Here is a 25,257-nt window from a genome sequence, read left to right as displayed (position 1 = left end):
TCGGCTGCAAGTAAGAAAACTTGAAGGTTATTTCGCACCATACTGCAATTCGCCAAGCAGTTGCTCGGCAAGCCCGATACCACGCTGCGCTAGGTCACTTGAGAATTGCTGATCGAGCATCTCGGTATAGGTGCGCATGGCGTTACTATCAAAAAACTCTGAGCTGCCGCCGGCTTCTCGCATGGTTTTCATCATCTGTTGAATAAACAAGGCTTCAAACTGTTTGGCCGCTTCAGCGGCAGCTTGATCGGGCGCTTCACGCTCTAAGTTTTTTAGTTGGCTCAGGTGGCGACCGTCCATCGCCACGCCTTGTAAGGGCGGTAAATCACTCATTAAATGATCTCCAGCTCGGCGCGTAACGCACCGGATGAATGTAGCGCCTGCAAAATTGCCATTAAGTCGTTGGGGGTAGCGCCGAGACTATTGAGCGCATCTACCACATCGAGTAGATCAACACCCTGCACGGTGCGCAACGTGCCCTGCTGTTGCTCTATGGAAATATCGGCTGTTTGTCCGGCCACGGTGTCACCGTCGCTTAGCGGCCCAGGCTGACTGACAAAGGGGCGACTACTGATCGTAACTGAAAGATTACCGTGGGCCACTGCCGCCGGTTGCAAGGTAACCGGTCCGCTTATCACCACAGAGCCACTACGCGAGTTAAGCACCACGCGCGGCGATGCAGTTGCAGGCGTCACCTCAAGTTGTTGAATTTGTGCCATGAAACGAACTCTGTCGCGCGCCTCTTCTGGGCCGCGAATGGCGATGGTACCGCCGTCGAGTGCTTCGGCGGTTTGCAAGCCAAACTCAAGGTTGATGGCGTCGGTAACATTTTGCGCGGTGGCAAAGTCGGGCTGACGCAAATTCAATTGCAGCATGCCGTTATCGCGGCCTAACTCTAGCCCAACAGAACGTTCAACCGTGGCACCGCCGCTAATACGTCCGCCAGCCTGTTGGTTAATACTGGCCGATGAGCCTTGTGATTCGGCACTTACGCCATTGATCAGCAGGTTGCCTTGGGCCAACGCATAAACGTTGCCATCGGCGCCTTTAAGTGGCGTCATGAGCAAGGTTCCACCGCGCAGGCTTCTGGCGTTACCAATCGATGACACCACCACGTCAAGACGTTGTCCGGGGCGAGCGAACGCGGGTAGATCAGTGGTGACCACCACCGCGGCCACGTTTCGCAATTGCATATTGGTGCCCGGCGGTATGCTGACACCCAGCTGTGACAACATGTTGACCATGCTCTGTCCGGTAAAGGGGGCTTGCATGGTTTGGTCACCCGAGCCATCGAGGCCGACCACTAAGCCGTAGCCCACCAAACTATTATCGCGCACGCCGGCGAAGTCAGCGAGCTGCTTAATGGGCTCTGCAGTGCTCGAACCGAAGAGCAGTGCGCTGATAAAAACCAAATGAGTCAGAAAACGCTGCATGCTAGCTTCCGTTAAAGTGGTGAAATGTAGTTAAAAAAGCGCTGCAACCAACCCATGCGTTGCGTGCCAGCGATGTAACCATCGCCGATGTACTCGAGCCGTGCTTCTGCTACGTGAGTGGAGAGCACGGTATTTTGTCCGCTAATCATGCGTGAATTGACAATGCCCGAGAAGCGAATGAATTCCGTTCCTTGGTTAATCGCCATTTGCTTTTCGCCGCGCACTCGCAAGTTGCCGTTGGGTAGCACCTGCGTCACCTGCACCGTGATGATGCCCGAAAACTGATTCGATGCACTGGAGCCTCCAGAGCCGTTAAAGTCGTTGGCGCTACCAACCGAGAAACCATATTTGGCAAGTTCATCGAGCGCATCGGGTAAGCCCTCGAGGTCGACACCGACGTTGCTGATACGGCTTGCATTCGACGACGACGATTTGGTGGCATTAACCTGTTCATCTAGCACTATGGTGATCACATCGCCAACTAGGCGCGGACGCTGGTCTTCAAACAACGGAATATAGCCTTGCTGCGCCTGAAAAATAGCACCATTGGCTTGGCCTTCAGGCCGTTGTGGCACTTCAATTGGTGTATAAGGCTCAACCACAATTGGCGCAGGCGCACCTGCACACCCGCTGAGAAAAAGGCCGATACTGATAGCTAGAAGAGCGACGCGAAGCATTTTAACAACCTTAAATATTATAGTTGGCCAAGACGCGCCAGCATTTCGTCGCTGGTTGAAATTGCACGGCTGTTAATTTCGTAAGCGCGCTGGGTCTGAATCATATTGACCATTTCTTCAACCACATTCACGTTGGAGGCCTCAACATACCCCTGATATAAAGTGCCGGCACCGTTATTGCCAGGCAGAGCTTCAACGGGTGACCCAGAAGCTTGAGTCTCAACGTATAAATTACCGCCGCGTGACTCTAAACCAGCGTCATTCATAAAGGTAGACAGGGTGATTTGTCCCACTTGGTTGCCCTGAGTGTTGCCAGGCTGGGTCACAGTAACAATACCGTCTTCACCGATAGTCACGCTCAAGGCATTGGCCGGCAGGAAAATAGCCGGTTCGAGGGGTAACCCATTGGCCGTGACCATTTGTCCGTCTTGATTCACCTGAAAACTACCGTCGCGGGTATAAGCGCGTGAGCCATCGGCCTGTAACACTTGAAAATAGCCTTTACCGTTAATCGCAAGGTCACGTGAGTTGCCGGTATTATTTAAAGCGCCTTGGGTATGTAAACGCTCGGTGGCCACAGCCCGTACACCCGAGCCAACCTGCAGCCCAGAAGGTAGCGTGTCTTGGGCATTGTTCATGGCCCCAGGCTGACGCATGTTTTGATACAGCAGGTCTTCAAACACCGCCCGCGAACGCTTAAAGCCAGAGGTATTGACGTTCGACAAGTTGTTGGTGATCACATCGAGTTGTTGCTGTTGGGCGGTTAAGCCCGTTTTCGCGGTCCATAAAGACTTAATCATGGTGCTAATTATCCTTTCATAGACAGCAAGCTATTGGCTCGCTGTGCAGATTCGTCTGCTTTTTTAATCACGCTCATATTGAGTTCGTAACGGCGCTGGGTATCAATCATTGCCACCATCGCATCCACGGCATTCACGTTACTGCCTTCAAGGACACCGGAACGTAAACTTGCGTTTTCGTCTTGGGCCAAGGCGCCTCCATTGGCGGCCTCGAACAGCCCATCATCACGGCGTACCAACTCCGTTGGCTGCTCAACCCGTACCAGTTTCATTCGGTCTAACGGGACTAACTCGTTGGATGAGCTTCCTAAATTAATACCGCTAATGGTGCCATCGTCACCAATGCTGAGTTCAGAGCCCATAGGAACCACTAAAGGCCCGCCTTCACCAAGCACCGGCATACCATTTACCGTTACCTGCCCATTGGCATCAACCTGTAAGTCGCCGCGTTTGGTATAGGCTTCGCCTGCTGGAGTTTGCACCGCAAGCCAGTTTTGCTGCCCAAGGGCAACGTCAAGGGTGCGGCCGGTGGTTTGTAAGGCGCCAGAGGCATTATCAAATGCCCCAGCAACAGCAACAGTTGCCACATTGGTGGCGTTCTCGGCCGGGCCATTGACCGGCACCGCACGTGCCGCGGCAAACTGTGCGCGAAAGCCCGTGGTCGATACATTGCTCAAGTTATGGGTGACCACCGTTTGCTCATCTAGCGTCTGGCGGGCGCCATTGAGTGCGGTATAGATCATTGAGTCCATTGCTCTAGCTCCCTAAAGCCTACTTCAACTGCATGGTTGTCTGTAGCGCTTCGTCTTGTGACTTAATGCTTTGTGCATTGGCTTGATAGTTACGCTGCGCAATGATCATCGACACCAGTTCTTGAGTTAAGTCGACGTTTGACGACTCAATGGTACCGGACATCAATGAACCGAACTGTCCTTCACCAGGGCGCGATAGAATCGCAATACCTGATTCCTGGGTTTCAGCCCAACCATTGCCGCCGGCAGGCTTCAGCCCTTCAAGGCTATTGAAATTCGCAAGTGCGATGGTACCAAGCGTTACTTTTTGCTCGTTCGAATAGGTACCGATAACTCCGCCATTTTCATCAACACTGACTTGCATTAGTGAGCCAGAAACGTAGCCGTCTTGAGCAATTTGGGTTTGCTCAAAGGCACTTGCAAATTGCGTTGTACCACTTAGGTCAAGGCCGATGTCCATTGGCGCAGCGCCCGCTCCTGGCGTTAACGTGAAGCTATCCATCGCGGTTTGATTCACTAACAGACCATTTGTATCAAACTCGAGGGTGCCCACTTCAGGCGCTACATCGTCGCCACGTGCGACGCGCACTTCCCAAGCATTATCTGCAGTTTTGGTAAAGTACATCGTGCTCGGGTGCGGGTTGCCAAGCGAGTCATACATGGTGATGGAGTTGGCATACGAATAGGTATCTGGGTTCGTTCTATCGAACCCACCCGCTGGAAGAATTGGCGTATTGGCATCGAGATTATAGATACCTTCGACGCCAGTGGTGGCGTTCGCCGCCATCGCAGTTGAAGGTACTTGCAGCACTTGTGGCTGACCGCCAAGTTCGGCATTACCGTCATAGCCTGTTAAACGCGCACCGCTGGAATTGACGATATAACCGTTTTTATCAATGGTCAGTTGGCCGTTCCGCGAGTAAGTGATCTGGTCTTGTTGTTCAAAACGAAAGAAACCTTTGCCGGAAATGGCCAGGTCCATGTTGCGCCCAGTTGATTCAAGGTTGCCTTCGCTGAAGTCTTGAAAAATACCGGCAACACGCGTTCCTAAGCCAACTTCGGCACTGGCGTAGACATCGGCAAATTGTGCGCGTGCAGATTTAAAACCGGCCACTTGAGAGTTAGCAATGTTATTGCTCACAACATCTAAATTGGTGGCCGCAGCGCGTAACCCTGATAATGCTTGAGAAAATCCCATGGTAAAACTCCTTAAATAATTTGCCGCACGTCTTCAAGACGCACAGGTTCAAAAATGCCGCCCAAGTCGAGACGTACGCCGTTTTCAGCACTGGTGCTGACGGCGATAACTTGCGCGTAATTAAATGTTTCTGAGGTCACCGCTTGGTCACCTTGTTTGGCTTCTACGGCGAAGGTGTACATACCTTCGGGCGCGGCGTTGCCGTCAAGCATTTGGCCGTCCCATGTGAAGGTTTGGGTTCCCGTACCAACACTACCTAGATCAATTTGGCGCACCAGCATGCCGCTGGCATTGAACACGTTCACTTTGACATCGTCAGCAGGTTGATCGAGCGAGAAGCCATAAGGCGTGATCTCAGTACCTTCACCGCCCACCAAAATACGTTGGCCCGGTACTAATACCGCACGGCCGATCATGTTAGACGCCTGCATAGCCTTATTCGCTTCAATTTGGCCATTGATGTTCTGCATGGTGTCATTGAGTGACTCAATGCCGCTGACGGTGTTAATCTGTGCCAGCTGCGACGTCATCTCGTTATTTTCCATCGGATTTAACGGGTCTTGATTTTGCAACTGCGTCACCAACAGCGTCATGAAGTTGTTGCGCATTTCTTCACTATTTGAAGCCGGTTGCGCTGCGGCTGACGTCTGATTGAGCTGATTGAGTACATTTGGACTTATTGCGTTAGCCATAGCGGTTACGATCCTTTACCAATGCTTAAAGTACGTTGCAGCAGGTCTTTGCTGGTGTTCATGACCTCAATGTTGGCTTGATACGAACGACTCGCGGCAATCATATCGACCATTTCGGCAACGGGGTCAACGTTCGGCTTGGCGACATAACCTTCGGCGTTTGCCAGCGGGTGTCCGGGGTTGTATTCCATTCGTGCCTCGGCTTGCGACTCAACCACTTCTTTGACACGCACACCGCCACTGGCGAGCTGTTGTTCAAAAATGACCTGCTTTGCTTTGTATGGTTCACCGTCTGGCCCAGCCACGCTATTTGCGTTCGCTAGGTTACTGGCACTTGCATTCATGCGCTGTGACTGGGCACGAAGTGCGGAAGCGGAAATATCAAGGAGCGAAAAGTCAGCCATAGGTTAGTCCTATTGTTCCGGTTGCATGGCTTTGCGTAAGCCACTAATTTTGTCATCGATGAATTGAATATCAGCTTGATAGCGCAGCGAGTTCTTTAAAAACTCAGCGCGCTCGAGGTCCATATCAACGGTGTTGCCATCCAACGAATTTTGGCTTGCAACACGGTACTGAACTGGCGCGTTTTGCGCCGCCGAGCCCGGCAGTGATTGATGCCCTTGATGAGTTTGGGCAACACCCAGCGGAGCACTCATTTGCATACTGGCTTGCTGCAGTTGAGCGCTAAAGTCGATGTCTTTGGCGCGATAGTTCGGCGTATCCGCATTTGCGATATTATTGGTCAGTACCTGTTGGCGTTGCTCGCGAAGCGAAATCACTTGTTGTTGGAACTGCAACGCACTACTTAATTTATCAATCATCAATAAACCCTCCATCACACAATGGAGAGTAATCGCATTCAACGAAAGACAAAGCTAAGAATAGGGCTATTTTTTTTCGGTATTTCATGGGTTTCATTGACCTTGGATTAACGCATAATCCGCAATGCAAAAATGGAGTGGTCGGCTTATGAACTCAGGTTATGAACCCAGCTAGTAGCGTAATGATCTTGCTTGCAAGCCTGATGGTGCTTGCCTCGAACAATGCTTTTGCGGCCACTTGGCAAGGCAAAGTTGATGACCTGATCGCAACGCAAACAGCGGCAACTTATAGCGCCATCGAAACCCACTACCTGAACCCAGCAGCGGTGGAAAAATGGCTGCAAGGCTGTTCGGACTATCAATTTACCGTACCGCAGAGTTCGCGCCGGCTTACTGGTCGAGTGGTGGTGCGAGCTAACTGTTTGGCGACACGGCAGCGGCCGCTGTTTGTGCAGGTAGAGGTTGACGCCACAGTGCGCTATTTAACTGCAACCCGCGACCTATTGCCCGGCACGGCGGTCGCCACTGCTGACTTTAAGGTGCGCACCGCCAAGTTATCGGAATTGCCGCGACAAACGCTCCTACTGAACCCATCACAACAGCGCGAAGCCATACTTACCGATGCAGTGGTGACACGCTCGCTGACCGCCAACACGCCGGTACCCGAGCATGCCTTGCGACGGGCTTATGCGGTGCAACACGGTGACGAAGTGCGGGTGCTCTATCAGGGCAATGGCTTTCAGGTTGAGCAAATAGGGGCAGCACTGGGCCGCGGCTATATCGGCGATACGCTGACAGTACAAATGCAGAATCGACATCGCGTTGAAGTGAAAATAGTTGGGCATGGCATCGCGGAAGTTATAAAATAGCTTTTCGTACTAAAGATAATTGAGCTGCGGCCGATAAAACACTATGAACGCCAGATTTAAAAGGTAACTGCTGTGAAAATTAACGGTTTGAACACTCCTAACAACCTCAACCAGGTTGACCAAAAGCGCGATGCGCAGCCGAGTAAAGCGGCTGACACAAAGGCGTCGACGAGTGCCGAGGTGGTGACTCATCTTGAGGCGATGCCGACCAACGACAGCATGGATATTAATCAAGTTCGCGTCGACGAACTGCGCGAAGCGATTCGCGAAGGAAAGTTGGCTGTGCGTGCCGATAAAATTGCCGATGCGCTGCTGAGTGAAATGACCGATGAGGGCGAACTCTAATGACCTTAGGGGGAACCGTGCAGCAACCAGTGCAGTCAATAGTGCAGCAAGAAACTGATTTGTTAGCGCAATTACTCGAGGTGCTCAAACGTGAGCAAGGCGCTCTTAGCCAAGGCCAAATCGACGGTGAGCAGTTACAAGCACATGCCCAAGCCAAATTGCCTATTTACCAACAAATTGAAGCGCTTGAAAACCAGCGAATAGCTAGCCTAACGGCGCAACAGCTAACCGACTCACCACAAACCATGCAACGCATTGCACAGCAGCAAGGTTGCCTTAACGCTTGGTTACAAATGCGCAGTCTTGCGCAACGAGTGAAGCAACTTAACGAATTAAATGGCGAGCTTATCAATCATCGCTTGCGTCACAATCAGCAAATGCTTAATATGCTGCGCGAAAGTTCTGCGAAGTTCGCGCCCACCTATTCAGAGAAAGGCGATCAAACCGCACAAGTGCGGCGATTAAACTCCAGTGCTTAGTGTTTTTTAGAGTGAAATTCAACCTGTTGTCAGCTTAAAACCCCTTCTTTCTACCCATTTGTTAATAACTATTAATATATGAGACATGTCATATCTTTACTTTGCTTTTCAATGTTAAGATCTGTATAACAATAGCATTTGTTAGACAAAATTAGTCATTGGAGAAAGCAGTTGAAGTCCCTACTTGAGGAAGTCCAAGAGTTAAACATGACATTTCTCATGCTTGCCCAACGCCTCATCGCTGATGATCGTTTTGCCGCCATTGCGAAAATGAATATCACCGATGAGCAATGTAACGTCATCGAGAAATTGTCAGCCTCAGACATCATTGCACTGTCGAAACGCAACCAATTTTTGTTTTCCTTCGAGCTTTCCGGCGACGAAGTTGAGCGTTCGCTATCGACCGGGCGTGGCAGTAACTCAATGACTAAAGCCGCGCATCTTTCGATTGCACTCTTGAATAAAGAGGCTGTTTAACTCATGTCTCGCCTTGATTTATTAAGTGAATATCAGCAAGTACAAACCGCGATTGAACTCATCGAGCTTGGCGCCCGTGTGCAAACCCTGGAAGATGTCACGGAAATTAATCGTTGCCGATTGGTGCGTTTGTACAAAGAAGTACGTGGTGAAGCACCCGCCAAAGGGCAGCTGCCCTACTCGACCGATTGGTACGCAACGTGGAAACCCAACTATCATTCCACCTTGTTTTTATCGTTCTTTAACCGAATTAAAAACCTGCCAGACATCACCTACTCACGTGCCTTGGCCTCAGCTTACAAGCTTTACAGCGAACAGGTACTGATGATCGAAGACGAAGACGACGGCGTTGTGTTGTCGTTTACCCGAGCCTGGATGCTAACCCGCTTTATCGAGTCCAAGCAGCTAGAACTCTGTACTTGTTCGAACTGCCAGTTACCCTTTGTGGTACTCAGCTACTCCCTCAACGACCAATTCGTTTGCGGCCTTTGCGCACCACCATCACGCGCCGGCGTACCACTAAAACGCCCCACCGCCGCCACCCCCACACTCGCCACCACCCCATAACCAGAGGGGGCAGCCCTTACAATGTAAAGATGATTTCTAACAGGGGGGCTGCCCCCTCTGCGAAAAGGGTCTTTACATTGTAAGGGCTGCCCCCTCTGGTGGGTGGGGATATAAAAAAAGCGCGACTGGGTCGCGCTTTATATTTAAAGTGATATATCTATATTGGAATAGATATATTAGGCCACTTCGATGCTCGGGATGATGTTTGCTTTGGCGGCTTTTTCTGCGTCGCGGAAAGCGTCGATCTGGTCGAAGTTGAGGTACTTGTACACTTCGCCGGCCATTGCGTTAATGTCGGCGGCGTAGTCAAGGTACTCTGCTGGCGTTGGTAACTTACCTAAAATCGCACCTACCGCAGCAAGTTCCGCTGAGGTGAGGTAGACGTTGGCGCCGTCACCAAGGCGGTTCGGGAAGTTACGGGTTGAGGTCGACAGTACTGTTGCACCTGGCTCAACGCGGGCTTGGTTACCCATGCACAGTGAACAACCTGGCATTTCAGTACGCACACCGCTGTTGGCGTAGATGTTGTAGTACCCTTCTTCACGTAATTGCGCTTCGTCCATTTTGGTCGGTGGTGCAATCCACAAGCGGGTGTTGAGCTCGTCGGTGTTTTTCTCGAGCAACTTACCTGCGGCACGGAAGTGGCCGATGTTGGTCATGCACGAGCCGATGAATACTTCGTCGACTTTATCGCCGGCGACTTCGCTCAAGAACTTGGCGTCGTCTGGGTCGTTCGGGCAACAAACGATTGGCTCTTTAATATCGTTCAGGTCGATTTCGATCACTTCGGCGTATTCGGCGTCAGCATCGGCACGCATCAACGATGGGTTGGCCAACCACTCTTCCATTTTCTGAGCACGACGCTCAAGGGTACGCACGTCGCCATAGCCTTCGTTGATCATCCAACGCAACATGGTGATGTTCGAACGTAGGTATTCGCCGACTGAGTCTTCCGACAAGTTGATGGTACAACCGGCAGCTGAACGCTCGGCTGAAGCATCAGAAAGCTCAAATGCTTGCTCAACGGTAAGGTGATCAAGACCTTCGATTTCTAAGATACGGCCAGAGAAGGCGTTTTTCTTACCACGCTTCTCAACGGTCAACAGGCCTTCTTTGATGGCAAAGGCTGGAATCGCGTGTACTAGGTCGCGCAAGGTGATACCCGGCTGCATTTCACCTTTGAAACGCACCAAGACTGATTCCGGCATATCCAACGGCATGACGCCTGTGGCAGCAGCGAAAGCAACTAAGCCTGAACCCGCTGGGAATGAGATGCCTAATGGGAAACGCGTGTGCGAGTCACCGCCGGTACCAACTGTGTCTGGTAACAACATACGGTTCAACCAGCTGTGAATGATGCCGTCGCCTGGACGCAACGACACACCGCCACGGTTCATAATGAAGTCCGGCAGGGTGTGCTGAGTGTCGATGTCGACCGGCTTTGGATACGCCGCAGTGTGACAGAACGACTGCATGGTTAAATCGGCGGTGAAGCCAAGGCAAGCAAGGTCTTTCAGTTCGTCACGCGTCATCGGTCCGGTGGTGTCTTGTGAACCTACGGTGGTCATTTTCGGCTCGCAATAGGTACCGGGGCGAACGCCGTCGATGCCACAGGCTTTACCCACCATTTTTTGCGCTAAGGTAAAGCCTTTACCGCTATCGCTCGGTTGCTCTGGGGTCAAGAACAGGTCTGACGGGCCCATACCTAGTGATTCACGGGCTTTTTCTGTTAAGCCACGACCGATGATCAAGTTAATACGGCCACCGGCGCGTACTTCATCAAGGATCACGCGTGAAGCGTAGTCGTACTGTGCTAACACGTCACCCGCTTCATTTTCGATTTTACCGGCATACGGGTAGATAGTGATTACATCACCCATGTCCATTTTTTCGACATCGGCTTCAAATACCAAAGCGCCAGCATCTTTCATGGTGTTGAAGAAAATCGGTGCTACTTTGCCACCAATACAGATACCGCCAGCACGTTTGTTTGGCGTGCCTGGCATGTCTTCACCGATGAACCACAATACTGAGTTGGTGGCTGATTTGCGTGAAGAACCGGTACCCACAACGTCGCCAACAAAGGCGACCGGATGGCCCTTTTCTTTCAGTTCTTCGATTTGCTTGGCTGCATCAGTAACGCCTTCACGCGGCATTTTATACATGGCTTTGGCATGCAATGGAATGTCAGGGCGTGACCAAGCATCTGGTGCTGGTGACAAGTCATCGGTGTTGGTTTCGCCAGTTACTTTGAAGACCGTCGCTTTAATTTGCTCAGGCATTTCGTTACGGCTAGTGAACCATTCTGCATCGGCCCAAGACTCAACAACTTCTTTCGCCAGCGCGTTGCCAGCTTTCATTTTTTCTTCGACGTCGTGGAAGGCATCGAACATCAACAGCGTGTGTTTCAGTTCTTCAGCGGCAAGCTCACCCAACTCAGCGTCGTCTAACAACTCGACCAAGGTAACGATGTTGTAACCGCCGTGCATGTTGCCAAGCAACGCCACAGCCGCATCTTTACTGATCACAGGGCAGGCAACTTCGCCTTTGACGATCGCTGATAAAAAGCCAGCTTTAACGTAAGCCGCTTCGTCGACACCTGGAGGTACACGTTCAGTTAGTAGCTCGACCAAGAAGTCTTCTTCTCCGGCGGGCGGGTTTTTCAGTAACTCGACAAGATCAGCAACTTGATCTGCGGTGAGTGGTTTAGGTGGAATGCCTTCAGCAGCGCGTTCTTCAACATGCTTACGATAGTCTTGCAGCACAGATTACCTCTACTTTGCTATACGGGTGAAAAATGTGGCGCAATTATAGGGGGTTTAGGTGCTAATTAAAATTCATCTGACCGCATAAAAGGTAATCTTTAGCATAAATCCGGTGAATACAGATTCGTTATTCGTACGCTCGGCGTTGCCTCGCTGTTCGTTTCTCGTTTTTCGTCGTTACCAACAGCGAACGAAGTGAGCGTACGAACAGCGAATAACGAACAACGGCCCTCTGTCATTCACATCTGGTTACACTTGGTTGCTTAAAAACACCTGCCAGCAATAAACCTTTTACACCTAGCTTCTATCTTAATAGATAGGCCAACTGGGGGGCCTTATTATGAAAACTGCAACATTGAAAACTGTAACAGCACTATCGGCGGTTATTGTTTTAGCCGCCATCAGCGCGCCAGCAGCGGCGCAAGTTGAAACAGAGGCAACGGCGAAGGTGCAGGCGATGCAGGTCTACCGCTACACCTATCAACCGGATAACTTCAACGGTAGCATCGAGCACGAAATGCAATTAATGCAGCAATCACTCATGGCAAACGTGAGTGCCGAAAATGTGCGCAATGCAGAGCAAGCACTGGCAACGAGTGCCAACCAACTGAGTGGCTTAACGCAATTCGCGCAAACCACTTCAGCTGGTCGCAGTGAACGAGCGCCAGATCAACTCTTCGGCCGGGCCAGCTATCCGTTCAGCCGATCGTACCAAGTGCACCTCTAAGTTCACATTATTGATGAAGCCGGGGATGTCGATGCGTTGTAGCGCTTTGCGTTGCAGAGCATCCCCGACTAAATCACTGGGGATAATGCCCCAGCCCATGCCAGCCAACAATAACTCACGCTGCGTAATCGAGTCATTCACTCGGATACGCTGTTTACTTGGCATTCGAATAATACTGTCCAGATCGATTCCGACGTCCTGATTTTGTGGGATCAGCATAGGCAACTCAAGTAAGTCATGCCGCTGTAACTGCTTTAAATTGCGCCCTGCCAGTAATGCTGGGGCACATACCACCAACAGTTCGAACGGTCGCACGCGTATGGTCTCGAAATCGCCGTGCTGGCGGAATATCGGTAACCAGGGCGAGAGCGCCAATTCAGCTTCGCCGCTACTTACTTTGCGCAACACCCGCAGTTGCGAATCGCCGCTCAGCAACAACTCCGTCGCTGGGTACTGCTGTTGCACCTCATGCATGGCCGGAAATAACGCCGAGGGGGCGCAGGTGTAGTCATAGGCAATCCGCAACTGTGGCTCAGCGCCGGTCTGTAGCTGCTGTACTAGCGACTGCAGCCGTTGCTGTTGACGAATCACCTCACGCGCCTGCCGCAAAAATTGACGGCCACGGGCCGACAGCGTTAAGCGATAGCCACTACGATCGAACAGCTCAAATCCGGTGTTCTCTTCGAGTTGCTTTAAGCCCATGCTCACCGCCGCCTGAGTCCTGTGCATACGCTCGGCAACGCCCTGTACGGAACCTGTCTCGGCAAGATGCACGAGCATTTCCAACTGATTTAGTTTCATATTAACGCCAAATTCGTTGTTCGTTACGCGTTATTCGTACGGTCGCTTTGCTTCCTGCTCGAGCAGTGCGGAGCACGTACGAACAGCACAGCGTACGAAAAGTGCGCAGCACGCACGAATAACGATTAGCTTTACTTATGTTGTTTTTCATTTTAATTCAGTATTACTTTATATATTTTACTCTTACAATAATAGGCTACACACTATTTCAGTTGTTCAATTCAAGGGGTCGAGATGTTTAAGTGGCAAACTTTAGGGCTCGCATGTTTGATAGTACTGCTAACGGGATGCGATAGCGCACCTGCCCAGCGAACCACGGCGCACACCGCAGTTCAGCCAGTTAAGCTACATACGGTGGGCAGTCTGGCGACACAACGCTATCGACAATTTCCCGCTGTCATTGAAGCGGCGCAGGTGGCACAACTGGCATTTCGGGTTGGCGGCGAGATCAGTGCCTTTCCCATTAAACCGGGCACCGCTGTCGAGCAAGGTGAACTGATCGCTAAATTAGATCCGACCGACTATCAGTTGGTGCTGGATCAAGCACAAGCGCGCTACGAACTCGCCCAAGCGCAATTCGAACGAACCGAAAGCTTGGTCGAGCAAGGCGTTATTTCGCAACAACAGTTTGATGAAACGAAGGCCAATTTAGACGTCGCGCGGGCAAATTTAGAAACCGCGAAGGCCAACTTGCGTTACACCGAGCTACGCGCGCCTTTTGCTGGCACTGTTGCCCATAAATTTGTTGAAGCCTTTGAAACAGTGCAACCGCAACGCCCCATTGCCACCTTGCAGATGGACGATGCCATAGATATCAGTATCCGTGTGCCGGAGCAGCTGTTTGCCCGGGTACAGCGCCAGCTCGACTACCAGCCGGAAGTTATCTTCGCCTCAGCTCCTGAACAAAGCTTTCGCGCCAAGTTAAAAGAATGGGATACCACCGCAGACCCGGCAACCAACACCTACAAAGTCGTGTTTACCATGCCCACGCCCAAGCAATTTAATGTGCTTCCGGGCATGTCGGCAACCGTCCGTGTCGACACCTTAGCCGTGTCAACTGGGCCTGCTGCAGGCGTATTGATTCCAACCGCGGCGGTGTTCTCCGAAACAACCACCGCCGTTACCGACGCACACCGCGTGTGGGTCTTTACGCCAGAGCCAAACGGCACTGGTAGCCAAAGTACTGGTAGCCGAGGTACGGTAAACCAAGGTACGGTAAGCCAACGCGAAATAACCGTAGGCCGTGTCACTGATAGCAGTATCGAAATCACGTCAGGCTTAGCTAATGGTGAGCAAATTGTCGTTGCCGGCGTGCATTCGTTACACGACGGTCAAACCGTACGCCCATGGACGAAAGAGCGAGGTCTGTAATGGATATCGCTCGTTATAGTATTCGTCGTAGTACCACCAGTTGGTTGTTACTTGTCATATTAATGATTGGCGGTGTGTTGGCGCTTACTAACATTGGCCGCCTAGAAGACCCCGAGTTTACCCTGAAAAAAGCCATGGTGATCACCGCATACCCAGGTGCCACCGCACAACAAGTCGAAGAAGAAGTCACCTATCGGCTAGAAAATGCGATTCAAGAGCTCGGTAACATCGATCATATTAGTTCTATTTCACAACCCGGCTTGAGCCAAGTCACCGTCGATATGAAGACCACTTTGCGGGCTGCAGATATGCCCCAGATCTGGGATGAGCTACGACGTAAAGTCAACGATGTGACAAGGCGCCTGCCACCTGGTGCACAGCAACCTATCGTGCGCGACGATTTTGCCGACGTGTACGGCATCATGTTGGCCATCACAGGTGACGGCTACAGCTATGAAGACATTAAAGACTACACTGACTTTCTAAGGCGCGAGCTGGTGTTGGTCGAGGGCGTGGGTAAGGTTTTGGTAGACGGTGAACAACAGGAACAAGTCATCGTTGAGATCTCACGGAATAAACTTGCCAACGTCGGTATTCCGCCGCAACAAGTCATCAATTTGCTGCAAACGCAAAATACCGTCGCCGATGCGGGCCGTGTCATCAGTGGTACGCAACGCATTCGGATGCATACCACGGGTGAATTTGAAAAGGTCGAAGACCTTGCCAATTTAATGATCAGTAACCCGGGTGCCGATGAGCGAATTTTATTGCGCGATGTCGCTTCCGTCCGTCGCGACTACCAAGAAATACCTGATCACAAAGTACGCTTCAACGGTCAACGCTCGCTGTGGCTAGGGGTTTCTTTTGGCTCAGATGTGAATGTGGTCGAAGTAGGTCAAAAGGTCGAACAACGACTTGCTGAACTTAAGTACGCGCAGCCGGTGGGTATCAATGTCGATTATATTTATAACCAGCCCGCTGAAGTTGAGACATCGGTGCAGAGCTTTCTGCTGAACCTCGCCGAAGCCGTTGCTATTGTAGTGGTGGCATTGTTGCTAACCATGGGCCTGCGCAGTGGCGTGCTGATTGGCAGCGTACTGTTAGTTACTGTACTCGGCAGCTTTATTTTCATGTACCTGATGGATATTCAACTGCAACGGGTGTCGCTAGGTGCACTGATTATTGCCTTGGGTATGCTGGTCGACAACGCCATTGTAATTGCCGAAGGTATGCTGGTTGGTGTGCGACGAGGTTTGTCGCGCTTGCAAGCAGCGAGTGTCATCGTACAACAAAATATCTGGCCACTACTTGGTGCGACGGCCGTTGCGGTCATCGCCTTTGCCCCTATTGGCCTATCGAAAGATGCCAGTGGTGAGTATGCCAACTCGCTGTTCTGGGTGTTGTTTATTTCACTGTTCTTGAGCTGGTTTACGGCTATTACCTTAACCCCCTTCCTCGGTAACATACTTTATCGTCGTGATGCGCGAGCGAAAAGCGCCAAAGAACAGCCCGAAGACGACGATCACGTTTACCACCACTGGGTGTTTCGTGGCTACCGTAAGCTTTTGCGGCGTTTTTTACATTGGCGCAAAACCACAATGCTCGGCATGTTGGTATTACTGGTGGTCGCAGTCGGTGGCTTCACCACTATTAAGCAGTCGTTCTTTCCACCATCAACCACGCCGATGCTATTTGTCGATGTTTGGTACCCACAAGGAACGGATATTCGCGCCACCTCGACTCAGCTCACCGAGTTGGAAGATTATCTACAGCAAAATTACCCTGAGCTAGAGTACGTCGCCAGCACCATTGGCCGTGGCGCGCCGCGCTTTACCCTCACCTACATGGTGGAAAAATCGTACGAAAGCTACGCCCAACTGATTCTTCGCGCCGCCAACAATGAAGCACTGGCGAGTGTCCACGAAGGCCTTGAAGCCTATATCAGGCAACATCAACCGGATGTGGAATTTAAAATGAAGCCGGTCGAAATGGGGCCCTCACAAACCGCCAAAATAGAGGCGCGTTTTAGTGGCCCTGATCCGTTGGTGCTGCACCAATTAGCCGCGCAAGCGGAAACCATCATGGCGCAAGACTCAGGTATTCGTAACCTTCGCAACGACTGGCGGCAGCGCACCAAGGTATTGCAACCGGTATTCGATGAACCCGCGGCACGCCGACTTGGTATCACTAAGGCCGATGTGAATAGTGTGTTGAAGCGTAACTTCAATGGGCAAACCGTCGGTGTGTTTCGCGATAGTACGAATTTAATGCCGATTGTCGTGCGAGCACCGTTGCCCGAGCGCCGTGATATTTCCGATTGGCAGGAACTACAGATTTACTCCCAAGCCCTGCAGCAACATATTCCATTAGCGCAGGTGGTGAGCGATATGCGATTGGTCGCGGAAGATAATTTAATTTTGCGGCGCGATCGTAAACGTACGCTCACTGTTATGGCCGACCATGATATTTTTGGCGAAGAAACCGCGGCCATGGTCCTTGCTCGCATTCGACCCGAAATTGAAGCCATCGACCTGCCCCTAGGCTACGACCTTACCTGGGGCGGTGAGCACGAAGCGTCAAAAAAGGCCACCGATGCAGTCTTTCAAGCGTTACCTTTTGCCTTCGTGGTGATGTTCGTTATTACCGTGCTGCTGTTTAGCTCGATTCGTCAAGCGGCTGTGCTCTGGACGACCGTCCCGCTCAGTGTGATTGGGGTCACCTTAGGCCTTGCCAGCACCGGGCAACCCTTTGGCTTCATGGCTCTGTTAGGCTTCTTAAGCCTGTCGGGCATGCTGATCAAAAATGGGGTGGTGTTATTAGAGCAAGTACGCGCCGAATTAGCCGCAGGCAAAGAGGCTTTAGTGGCCCTCGAAGACGCGGCGGTGTCGCGGGTACGCCCGGTCGTTATGGCAGCGGTCACCACGATATTAGGCATGGTGCCGCTGTTGTTTGATGACTTCTTTGTCAGTATGGCAGTGGTGATCATGTTCGGCCTTGGGTTTGCGACCCTACTGACCTTGATCGTGGTACCAGTGATGTACGCGCTGGTAATGCGCGTACATCACAGCAACGACTAACGCAAGTGCCGGCGGTGCCAGAGCAAGTAAACCGCCGGTAATACCAACAGCGATAATAGCGGCGCTAAAATCATGCCGCCGATCATTGGTGCGGCAATGCGTTGCATGACTTCACTACCCGTGCCTTGGGTTAGCATAATCGGTAACAAGCCCGCGATAATCGTGATCACCGTCATCGCCTTGGGCCGCACGCGCAACACCGCGCCTTCTTCGATGGCTTGGTATAAGCTCGCCTTGCTTCGTTCCTGGCGTTCCTTCCAAGCGTTGTTGAGATACAACAACATCACCACACCAAATTCCGCTGCCACGCCAGCTAAGGCGATCATACCCACCATCACCGCGATCGATAAGTTGTAATCAAGCCACCAAATGAACCAAAGGCTGCCGGTGAGTGCCAGTGGCAAGGTTGCCATAATCAACGCCGCCTGCTTAAACGAGCGGAAGGTGAAATACAGCAGAATCAAGATAACCGCCAAGGTAACGGGTACCACTTGGATAAGCTTCGCTTCCACTCGCTGCATTGACTCATACTGCCCAGACCACGACAGCGAATAACGCGGTGGTAATTCGTAGTCCGCCAAGAGGGGTTCCGCCGCGGCAATCACGTCGCCGACCGCGACGTCAGGGTCGACATCAATAAAGACCCAACCCGTAGGCCGGGCATTTTCGCTGCGGATCATGGCAGGGCCGACCGTGACTTCCACATCGGCGACTTGTTCTAAGGTCACCCAACTACCGCTCGCACTCGCAATGGGTAATTGTTTCAGTTGCTCGACATGATCGCGCAAGGCTCGTGGATACCGCAGGGTAATCGGATAGCGCTCAGTACCTTCCACGGTTTCAGCGATTTGCGCGCCACCTATAGCGAATTTTATCGCTTGTTGAATCGCTGCTTGACTGAGGCCGTAGCGTGCAGCTTCGTCTAAACGCGGGCGGATCTCTAAATAACGCCCCGAAGCAGGTCGTTCGGCAAACACGGACGCAATACCAGGCACGCCGCTAAGGCGTTCTTCCAGCGCACTGCCTATTTGCTGAATTTCAGCCAACTCGGGGCCGGCAATTTTCAACCCTAAAGGTGTTTTCAATCCCGTTGAGAGCATATCGATACGCGTTTTAATCGGTTGCACCCAAGCATTGGTAATACCTGGCACCCGCACTGTTGCATCTAACTCAGCGATAATTTTTTGTACCGTCATGCCTTCACGCCATTCACTTTCAGGTTTCAGCTGAATGGTGGTTTCAAGCATGGTCAGCGGGGCTGGGTCCGTGGCAGTATCTGCACGTCCGGTTTTGCCGAACACCTGCTCCACTTCAGGCACTTGTTTGATCAAGCGATCGGTACGTTGTAATAGTTCGCCGACAGCGCCTGGGCTAATACCCGGCAATGTCGTTGGCATATACAACAAGTCGCCTTCTTGCATAGTTGGCATAAACTCGCTACCCATTTTGGTTAACGGATAGTAGCCACTCACTGCCACTATAACGGCGACGACCACCGTCAACTTCGGCCATGCGAGTACGCCATGCAACAGCGGCCGATATAGCCAAATCAGTGCACGGGTAAGAGGGTTACGTTGTTCGCTGATAATTTTGCCGCGCACAAAATAACCCATTAGCACCGGCACCAAGGTAATCGCCAGTAGCGCTGCAGCCGCCATCGCAAAGGTTTTGGTGTACGCCAAGGGCGCAAACAAGCGACCTTCTTGTGCCTCGAGGGAGAACACAGGTACAAAACTTAAGGTGATAATAAGCAACGATAAAAATAACGCTGGTCCCACTTCTACGGTGGCATTACGAATGAGTTGCCAGTGGGTCGCACCACGGGGTTCTTCACCGTGTTCGGTACGATAATGCTCCAAATGCTTATGCGCGTTTTCCACCATTACAATGGCGGCGTCGACCAAGGCACCAATGGCAATCGCAATGCCGCCTAAGCTCATAATATTGGCATTGATACCCAACCAACGCATCACAATAAAGCTCATTAATACCGCCAACGGCAAGGTGATAATCGCCACCAACGCCGAGCGAATATGCAACAAGAACAGAATCGTGATGAGCGCCACAAAGGCCATTTCTTCAAGCAGTTTATTGGTGAGATTGTCCACCGCACGATGGATCAGGTTCGAACGGTCGTAGGTAGGTACAATTTCGACCCCATCCGGCAAGCCTTGCTGTAAACTTTTTAATTTATCGCGCACCCGCTCGATGGTGGCAAGTGCATTTTCGCCGTGTCGCATAACAATAATGCCGCCAACGACTTCCCCTTCACCGTTAAGCTCAGCGATGCCCCGGCGGCTTTCTGGCCCACGTCGCACCGTGGCCACATCGGCCAAGGTAATGGCATTACCCGCTGCACTTGTGACCGGCAAAGGCAAGGAACGAAGGTCCTCTAGCGATTGAATATAACCCGTGCCACGCACCATGTATTCCGCTTCGGCCATTTCCACAATACCGCCGCCCACTTCTTTGTTGGCTGCGGTAATGGCATCACTGACCTGGGTAAGAGTTAAGCCATAGGTTTGCAGCCGGCGCGGCTCCACTACCACTTGATAGGCTTGCACCATACCGCCGACCGTGGCGACTTCAGATACGCCAGCAACACTTTGCAGTTCTTGCTTTAAGAACCAGTCTTGTAAGCTCGTAAGTTCACCTAAGTGTCGCTCACCACTGCGATCAACCAGTGCGTACTGAAATACCCAGCCGACACCACTGGCGTCTGGACCTAACCGCGGCGTCACCCCTTCCGGTAAGCGTTCACTGGCTTGGTTCAGGTACTCGAGCACACGGCTACGCGCCCAATAAATATCGGTTCCTTCCTCAAACAGAATATAAAGGTAGGAGTCACCAAAGAACGAATAGCCACGTACCTGAGTCGAACCGGGAACGGCCAACATCAAGTTCGCCAACGGCCAAGTCACCTGCTCTTCCACCAATTGCGGCGCCTGTCCGGCATAAGGCGTTTTCACAATCACCTGCACATCAGACAGATCCGGAATGGCATCTAAGGGAGTGCTGCTCATGGCGCGCCAGCCAAACCAGGCGGCTAATAATGCGCCGATGAGCACCAAAATACGGTTGCGTAAGCTCCAATCGATAATACTAGTGAGCATGACCGCCTCCCGAGCTAGTGCCTTTTAGTCTGCTACTTTTCAAACTCGCTTCAGAGTCGAGCAAGAACTGGCCTGAGGTCACCACTTTTTCGCCGGCACTTAAGCCATGCATGATCTCCGCTTCGTCATCAACGATAAGCCCCACGTGCACATCGCGCTGCTCAAAGGTTTGCTCCGCAGTTTGCACAATCACCCGGTTACTCGTACCGGTCATGATCAGGGCGCTGACTGGCACCGCCAATACGTCGCGTTTAGGTCCGCCATACAGCTCGACCTGCGCTTGCATCCCCACTTGTAGCTTCATAGCTTTAATGTGCTGCGGCAACTTGATTCGCACCCGTTGGGTTTTGGCAACGGCATCAAGCTGTGGATAAATATAATCGATTTCGGTTTCGAAGCTGTTCAGACCCGCCGCTGGCAACGTCACATCAACCGGTGCTTGTGGCCGCATCCAACCCGCATAACGTTCTGGCACATCGGCAATCAGCCAGGCACTGTCACTTGCGGTAATGGTCATGACTTCTGTGCCAGGTTCAACGTACATACCTTCGGCAACGTTAAGGGCGGTAACCACGCCCGACTGCTTAGCGTACACCGGCAGCCGATAGAATATCTCGCCGCTTGACTCCAACTGCTCAATTTGCCCCTTACTCAAGCCCAACAGCTCTAACCTCAAACGGCCGTCGCGAATCAAGCGTTGCTTCTGCGCGGCTGAAAGTCCGTTAATCGTATCGAGGGTTTGTAGGAAGTCTTGCTGTGCCACCACGAGCTCTTTGCTGTAGATACTGTAGAGCGGGTCTCCCGCGGCCACTTCAGCACCTTCGCTACGCACAAAAAGCTGCTCGAGCCAGCCAGCGGCGCGCGGGTGGACATGCCAGCGCGCATTGTCGTTCCACTGCACGGTGGCCAGGGTCGGTAGATAGCGCCATAACGTCGTCGAGGCAACGGTCGCGGTGGTGATACCAAGATTTTGTTGCATCTGTCCGCTCACCTGCACAACAATTTCTTCAACGGGCTCTTGGGGCTCTAGGTCCATACCACAAATGGGGCATGTGCCTGGCTCGTCACGCACAATATGGCTATGCATAGGGCACACATACTCGACCTTGGCATCGTCATTAAGGTGCTCTTCAAATGAGCTAGGGGCGTTAAGCTCAGTGGTCTGTTGATGTTGAGAATGATCACTATGGTCTTGTGCGGCAACGCCAGAAACCATAAGAATTAAAGCCAGAAAGGCCGCTACACAACGCGATAAAAACATAAATTACTCCTGCACTAAAAACTGAAAAAAGAGAGATCAGCTAGTGGCAGGCATTGGGGGACGGTCGTGACGGTCTTGGCGGGTTAGTAGATTTGTTGCAGGAAGAAGCCATTGCCCGTGTTCACTCACCGGAGCATTGGCATTTAAACTTGGTAACAGTGCTAAGGCGCTCGCGCCACAATGGTGTTGGCAATCGCCACAGCTACCATCGCACTGCATCATCTCAGCATAAGGCGCAGCTTGCGCCTCAGCTGAATCATCACAACAGGCATGGTCTGCCGCCATGTTGGCATGATGTTCAGTGACCACTGTTGCCGTTACCGCAACGTCGGCGTTCAACGCGGACGCTGCAGCAACTGGCGCCGCAAGCGGCACCAGTAATAACGACACAATAATCAACCAAAGAAATGCTTTCATGGCTGCAGTGTAACCTATTTCTTACCAGATGGTCACGCGTTCTTCTGGTGGTAAGTACATTTCATCACCTGGTTTAACGTCAAAGGCTTCATAAAACGCCGGCACGTTCACCACGGTACCGTTCACACGATAGTACGCAGGCGAGTGTGGATCACTCAACACTTGGTTGCGGGTATATTCATCGCGTTGCTTGGTTTGCCATACTTGCGCCCAACCTAAGAACACCCGTTGTTCACCAGTAAAGCCGTCAAGCACAGGTGAAGGTTCACCGTTCAGTGAGTCAACATAAGCGCGGTAACCGATGGTTAAGCCGGCCAAATCGCCAATGTTTTCACCAAGGGTTAGCTTACCGTTGACGAATACGTCTTCGATTGGCTCATAGCTATCGTATTGCGCTGCAAGTTGCGCGCCGCGCGCATCAAACGCTTCACGGTCAGCGTCTGTCCACCAGCTTTGCAGGTTTCCGTCGCCATCGTATTTAGAGCCTTGGTCATCAAAACCGTGGCCAATTTCATGACCGATAACCGCACCAATACCACCGTAGTTCACTGCATCTTCCGCTTCTAAGTCGAAGAATGGCGGTTGCAAAATACCCGCAGGGAACACGATTTCGTTGCGTACGGGGCTGTAGTAAGCATTTACGGTTTGTGGTGTCATGCCCCAGTCTTCAGCTTTCACTGGCTCACCGATTTTGCTGATGTTTTCTTGGTAATCAAACTCGGCAGAACGTTTGTAGTTGCCCACTAAATCGTCTTCAGCAACCACTAACGCTGAGTAGTCACGCCACTCGCTCGGATAACCAATATAAGGGGTGAATTTGCTAAGTTTTTCCAAGGCTTTTTGCTTGGTTTCTTCACTCATCCACTCGAGATCTTTGATTGATTCACCATAAGCTTTGATAAGGTTATCAACCAAGGTTTCCATGCGCTCTTTGGCCGCTGGTGGGAAGTATTCAGCCACATAAAGTTGCCCTAACACTTCGCCCAAAGCACTGTCCGTCGCATTAACACCGCGTTTCCAACGTGGCTCTTGCTCTGGTGTGCCACGGAGCACTTTGCCGTAGAAGGCAAATTGACGATCGTTGATTTCTTCGCTTAAGGCATTGGAGAAGTTGCTCACTAAGCGCAGGCTCATGTAGTGCTGCCAGTCTTCCAGTGAAACTTCGTCGAACATTTCACCAAAGCTGGTGAAGTAAGACGGCTGACGTACCACGGCTTCATCAACGGTGGCGATGCCTGCCGCTTCGGTGTAGGCACCTAAGTTGAAATCGCCCAGTAGCTCTTGCAGCTCGTCCATGGTTTTCTTGTTGTAGGTTTTGTCCGCATTACGGCTTTCAACTCGGCTCCACTGAACTTCAGCTAGCTCGGTTTCAAGTTCAAGTACGGCATCAGCCGCGCTCTGTGCTTGGTCCGCGTCGTAGCCAACCAAGGTCAGAATATCGGCAATGTACGATTTGTACTCTGCACGAATTTCTACGAACTTCTCGTCGTCTTTCAAGTAATAATCGCGGTCTGGTAAACCAAGACCTGATTGCGACATATACATGGTGTTCACGTCAGGATTCTTGGCATCAGCGTACACATAGAAACCAAACGGTGAGCTCACACCTAAACGCGCAAGTTGGGCAAAGTGTGCCGCCACTTGATCATGGTTTTGTAACTGACTAATAGCTTCTAAGTCGGCAGCAATCGGCTGATAACCTAAAGAGTTAAGACGCTCAACGTCCATGAAACTATTAAAGAAGTCACCGATTTTCGCGGCATTTGAGCCGGCTTCTGGTGAGCTTGCTGCGGCGTCTTCAATAATGCTGCGCAAGCGTTCTTGGTTCTCGTCACGAAGTTCGTTAAACGAGCCTACGCGTGAACGGTCCGCAGGAATTTCAGTTTTCTCAACCCAGCCACCATTAACATAGGTAAACAGGTCATCTTGTGGCCGTACTTCAGTATTGAAGTCGCTCATATCAAGGCCCGAAGACAGTTGTTGCTGAGCTTGCTCAGTCGCTTGTTCATTCGCGTTCATTTGGTTTTGCTGCGGTGAACAGGCGGCAACGCCAAGGGCAAGGGCCACGCTTAGGGCCAAAGTACTTACTTTACGCATAACGTCCTCATTCATTCGTGATTCGTGCGCTGCGCTATTCGTACGCTTCGCTGTTTGTACGTTCGCGTTGCTCACTGCTCGTCGATAATTTAAACGAACAGCGCGCAGCGCGCACGAACAGCGCAGCGTACGACTAACGAATAACGCAGTTAGTGTGTTAGTGCCCTATTACTTCTTCGGTGAATAGGTACTCTTTGAGTTCTTCATCAAATTTCTTGTCGCGACGGCGGATCCATTCCAACGCCATTGCCGCATGCTCTTTCTCTTCATCACGGTTGTGGATCAGAATTTTTCTGAGCTCGTCATCTTTGCAGACGTCAATGCGTTGGTTATACCAATCGACGGCTTCCAGTTCTTCCATCAGAGAGATGATGGCACGATGCATGTCTCGGGTTTCGTCGGACAATAACTCGTAGGGTTCATGATAACCTTCGTTAGCCATAACTTGCTCCTATCTTTTAGTAAGAAAGTTTGTCTGCGAACTACTTCTTTACCTTACGGGATGCGCCGCAGCTATA

General features: G+C 51.6%; 24 protein-coding genes. 8 read left to right on the top strand and 16 right to left on the bottom strand.

Going from position 1 to position 25,257, the window contains the following annotated elements:
- Positions 1 to 27: 27 nt before the first annotated feature.
- Genes PSI9734_RS07230 through flgB form a run of 9 tightly spaced genes read right to left on the bottom strand, consistent with a single transcriptional unit; the run spans position 28 to position 6,373 of the window.
- Positions 28 to 333: a rod-binding protein gene (locus PSI9734_RS07230; protein WP_173920445.1), complete on the bottom strand. Its 306-nt coding sequence runs from the start codon at positions 331 to 333 to the stop codon at positions 28 to 30.
- Positions 333 to 1,433 (bottom strand): flagellar basal body P-ring protein FlgI, encoded by a 1,101-nt coding sequence (locus PSI9734_RS07225; protein ID WP_173920444.1) that lies wholly within the window; start codon positions 1,431 to 1,433, stop codon positions 333 to 335. The genes PSI9734_RS07230 and PSI9734_RS07225 overlap by 1 nt, the downstream gene beginning before the upstream one ends.
- Positions 1,434 to 1,444: 11 nt before the next feature.
- The gene (locus PSI9734_RS07220) at positions 1,445 to 2,110 is read right to left on the bottom strand and encodes a flagellar basal body L-ring protein FlgH (protein ID WP_173920443.1); all 666 of its coding nucleotides are present in this window, start codon (positions 2,108 to 2,110) and stop codon (positions 1,445 to 1,447) included.
- A gap of 17 nt (positions 2,111 to 2,127) precedes the next feature.
- On the bottom strand, positions 2,128 to 2,910 hold the full coding sequence (flgG, locus tag PSI9734_RS07215) for a flagellar basal-body rod protein FlgG (RefSeq protein WP_173920442.1): 783 nt from the start codon (positions 2,908 to 2,910) through the stop codon (positions 2,128 to 2,130).
- An 8-nt stretch (positions 2,911 to 2,918) separates the two neighbouring features.
- A complete protein-coding gene (locus PSI9734_RS07210; RefSeq protein ID WP_173920441.1) occupies positions 2,919 to 3,662 on the bottom strand; it encodes a flagellar basal body rod protein FlgF in 744 nt (247 codons plus the stop codon).
- Positions 3,663 to 3,681: 19 nt separating this feature from the next.
- Positions 3,682 to 4,860, bottom strand: coding sequence for a flagellar hook protein FlgE (gene flgE, locus PSI9734_RS07205; RefSeq protein WP_173920440.1), 1,179 nt, complete (start codon positions 4,858 to 4,860; stop codon positions 3,682 to 3,684).
- A gap of 11 nt (positions 4,861 to 4,871) precedes the next feature.
- Positions 4,872 to 5,552, bottom strand: coding sequence for a flagellar hook assembly protein FlgD (locus tag PSI9734_RS07200; RefSeq protein WP_173920439.1), 681 nt, complete (start codon positions 5,550 to 5,552; stop codon positions 4,872 to 4,874).
- A gap of 5 nt (positions 5,553 to 5,557) precedes the next feature.
- On the bottom strand, positions 5,558 to 5,956 hold the full coding sequence (flgC, locus tag PSI9734_RS07195) for a flagellar basal body rod protein FlgC (RefSeq protein WP_173920438.1): 399 nt from the start codon (positions 5,954 to 5,956) through the stop codon (positions 5,558 to 5,560).
- Between the two features lie 9 nt (positions 5,957 to 5,965).
- On the bottom strand, positions 5,966 to 6,373 hold the full coding sequence (flgB, locus tag PSI9734_RS07190) for a flagellar basal body rod protein FlgB (protein ID WP_173920437.1): 408 nt from the start codon (positions 6,371 to 6,373) through the stop codon (positions 5,966 to 5,968).
- 161 nt (positions 6,374 to 6,534) lie between these two features.
- On the opposite strand from flgB, the gene flgA reads away from it, so the two are divergent.
- The 5 genes from flgA to PSI9734_RS07165 all read left to right on the top strand — a co-directional run bounded on the left by flgA (position 6,535) and on the right by PSI9734_RS07165 (position 9,110).
- A complete protein-coding gene (flgA, locus tag PSI9734_RS07185; RefSeq protein ID WP_173920436.1) occupies positions 6,535 to 7,242 on the top strand; it encodes a flagellar basal body P-ring formation chaperone FlgA in 708 nt (235 codons plus the stop codon).
- Between the two features lie 72 nt (positions 7,243 to 7,314).
- Positions 7,315 to 7,587 carry a flagellar biosynthesis anti-sigma factor FlgM gene (gene flgM / locus PSI9734_RS07180; protein WP_246194813.1) on the top strand — a complete coding sequence of 91 codons (273 nt, stop codon included), beginning with the start codon at positions 7,315 to 7,317 and terminating at the stop codon, positions 7,585 to 7,587.
- Positions 7,587 to 8,066, top strand: coding sequence for a flagella synthesis protein FlgN (locus tag PSI9734_RS07175; RefSeq protein WP_173920435.1), 480 nt, complete (start codon positions 7,587 to 7,589; stop codon positions 8,064 to 8,066). Before flgM ends, PSI9734_RS07175 begins: the two co-directional genes overlap by 1 nt.
- Positions 8,067 to 8,204: 138 nt before the next feature.
- Positions 8,205 to 8,543, top strand: a complete 339-nt coding sequence (locus PSI9734_RS07170; RefSeq protein WP_343039788.1) for a flagellar transcriptional regulator FlhD — start codon at positions 8,205 to 8,207, stop codon at positions 8,541 to 8,543.
- Positions 8,544 to 8,546: 3 nt separating this feature from the next.
- Positions 8,547 to 9,110 carry a flagellar transcriptional regulator FlhC gene (locus PSI9734_RS07165; RefSeq protein ID WP_173920433.1) on the top strand — a complete coding sequence of 188 codons (564 nt, stop codon included), beginning with the start codon at positions 8,547 to 8,549 and terminating at the stop codon, positions 9,108 to 9,110.
- Positions 9,111 to 9,286: 176 nt separating this feature from the next.
- Here the strand turns inward: PSI9734_RS07165 and acnB are convergent, their stop codons facing one another.
- Positions 9,287 to 11,875, bottom strand: coding sequence for a bifunctional aconitate hydratase 2/2-methylisocitrate dehydratase (gene acnB / locus PSI9734_RS07160; protein ID WP_173920432.1), 2,589 nt, complete (start codon positions 11,873 to 11,875; stop codon positions 9,287 to 9,289).
- 340 nt (positions 11,876 to 12,215) lie between these two features.
- Here acnB and PSI9734_RS07155 point away from each other — a divergent pair, with 340 nt between their 5' ends.
- Complete coding sequence (locus PSI9734_RS07155; protein WP_173920431.1) at positions 12,216 to 12,602, top strand: hypothetical protein; 387 nt, start codon at positions 12,216 to 12,218, stop codon at positions 12,600 to 12,602.
- On the opposite strand, the gene PSI9734_RS07150 is transcribed toward PSI9734_RS07155, so the two are convergent.
- A complete protein-coding gene (locus PSI9734_RS07150; protein WP_173920430.1) occupies positions 12,516 to 13,403 on the bottom strand; it encodes a LysR family transcriptional regulator in 888 nt (295 codons plus the stop codon). The two genes, PSI9734_RS07155 and PSI9734_RS07150, sit on opposite strands and share 87 nt — an antisense overlap.
- Positions 13,404 to 13,637: 234 nt before the next feature.
- On the opposite strand from PSI9734_RS07150, the gene PSI9734_RS07145 reads away from it, so the two are divergent.
- Together PSI9734_RS07145 and PSI9734_RS07140 are read left to right on the top strand one after the other, a co-directional pair.
- Complete coding sequence (locus PSI9734_RS07145) at positions 13,638 to 14,774, top strand: efflux RND transporter periplasmic adaptor subunit (RefSeq protein ID WP_173920429.1); 1,137 nt, start codon at positions 13,638 to 13,640, stop codon at positions 14,772 to 14,774.
- Positions 14,774 to 17,851: an efflux RND transporter permease subunit gene (locus PSI9734_RS07140; protein ID WP_173920428.1), complete on the top strand. Its 3,078-nt coding sequence runs from the start codon at positions 14,774 to 14,776 to the stop codon at positions 17,849 to 17,851. The genes PSI9734_RS07145 and PSI9734_RS07140 overlap by 1 nt, the downstream gene beginning before the upstream one ends.
- Here the strand turns inward: PSI9734_RS07140 and PSI9734_RS07135 are convergent.
- From PSI9734_RS07135 to PSI9734_RS07115, 5 genes are all read right to left on the bottom strand, one after another.
- Entirely contained in the window at positions 17,848 to 20,964 is a 3,117-nt protein-coding gene (locus PSI9734_RS07135; protein ID WP_173920427.1) for an efflux RND transporter permease subunit, read from the bottom strand. The two genes, PSI9734_RS07140 and PSI9734_RS07135, sit on opposite strands and share 4 nt — an antisense overlap.
- Positions 20,954 to 22,225 carry an efflux RND transporter periplasmic adaptor subunit gene (locus PSI9734_RS07130; protein WP_173920426.1) on the bottom strand — a complete coding sequence of 424 codons (1,272 nt, stop codon included), beginning with the start codon at positions 22,223 to 22,225 and terminating at the stop codon, positions 20,954 to 20,956. The genes PSI9734_RS07135 and PSI9734_RS07130 overlap by 11 nt, the downstream gene beginning before the upstream one ends.
- 36 nt (positions 22,226 to 22,261) lie before the next feature.
- Positions 22,262 to 22,642, bottom strand: a complete 381-nt coding sequence (locus PSI9734_RS07125; RefSeq protein ID WP_173920425.1) for a hypothetical protein — start codon at positions 22,640 to 22,642, stop codon at positions 22,262 to 22,264.
- A gap of 21 nt (positions 22,643 to 22,663) precedes the next feature.
- Positions 22,664 to 24,739: a M13 family metallopeptidase gene (locus tag PSI9734_RS07120; RefSeq protein WP_173920424.1), complete on the bottom strand. Its 2,076-nt coding sequence runs from the start codon at positions 24,737 to 24,739 to the stop codon at positions 22,664 to 22,666.
- A gap of 157 nt (positions 24,740 to 24,896) precedes the next feature.
- Positions 24,897 to 25,181: an encapsulin-associated ferritin-like protein gene (locus PSI9734_RS07115; RefSeq protein WP_173920423.1), complete on the bottom strand. Its 285-nt coding sequence runs from the start codon at positions 25,179 to 25,181 to the stop codon at positions 24,897 to 24,899.
- Between the last annotated feature and the right edge of the window lie 76 nt (positions 25,182 to 25,257).

The sequence above is a fragment of the Pseudidiomarina piscicola genome (assembly GCF_902806985.1).
Classification (GTDB): Bacteria; Pseudomonadota; Gammaproteobacteria; order Enterobacterales; family Alteromonadaceae; genus Pseudidiomarina; species Pseudidiomarina piscicola.
Note: the sequence above shows the minus strand (reverse complement) of the source record. Positions and strands in the feature narration are given on the sequence as shown.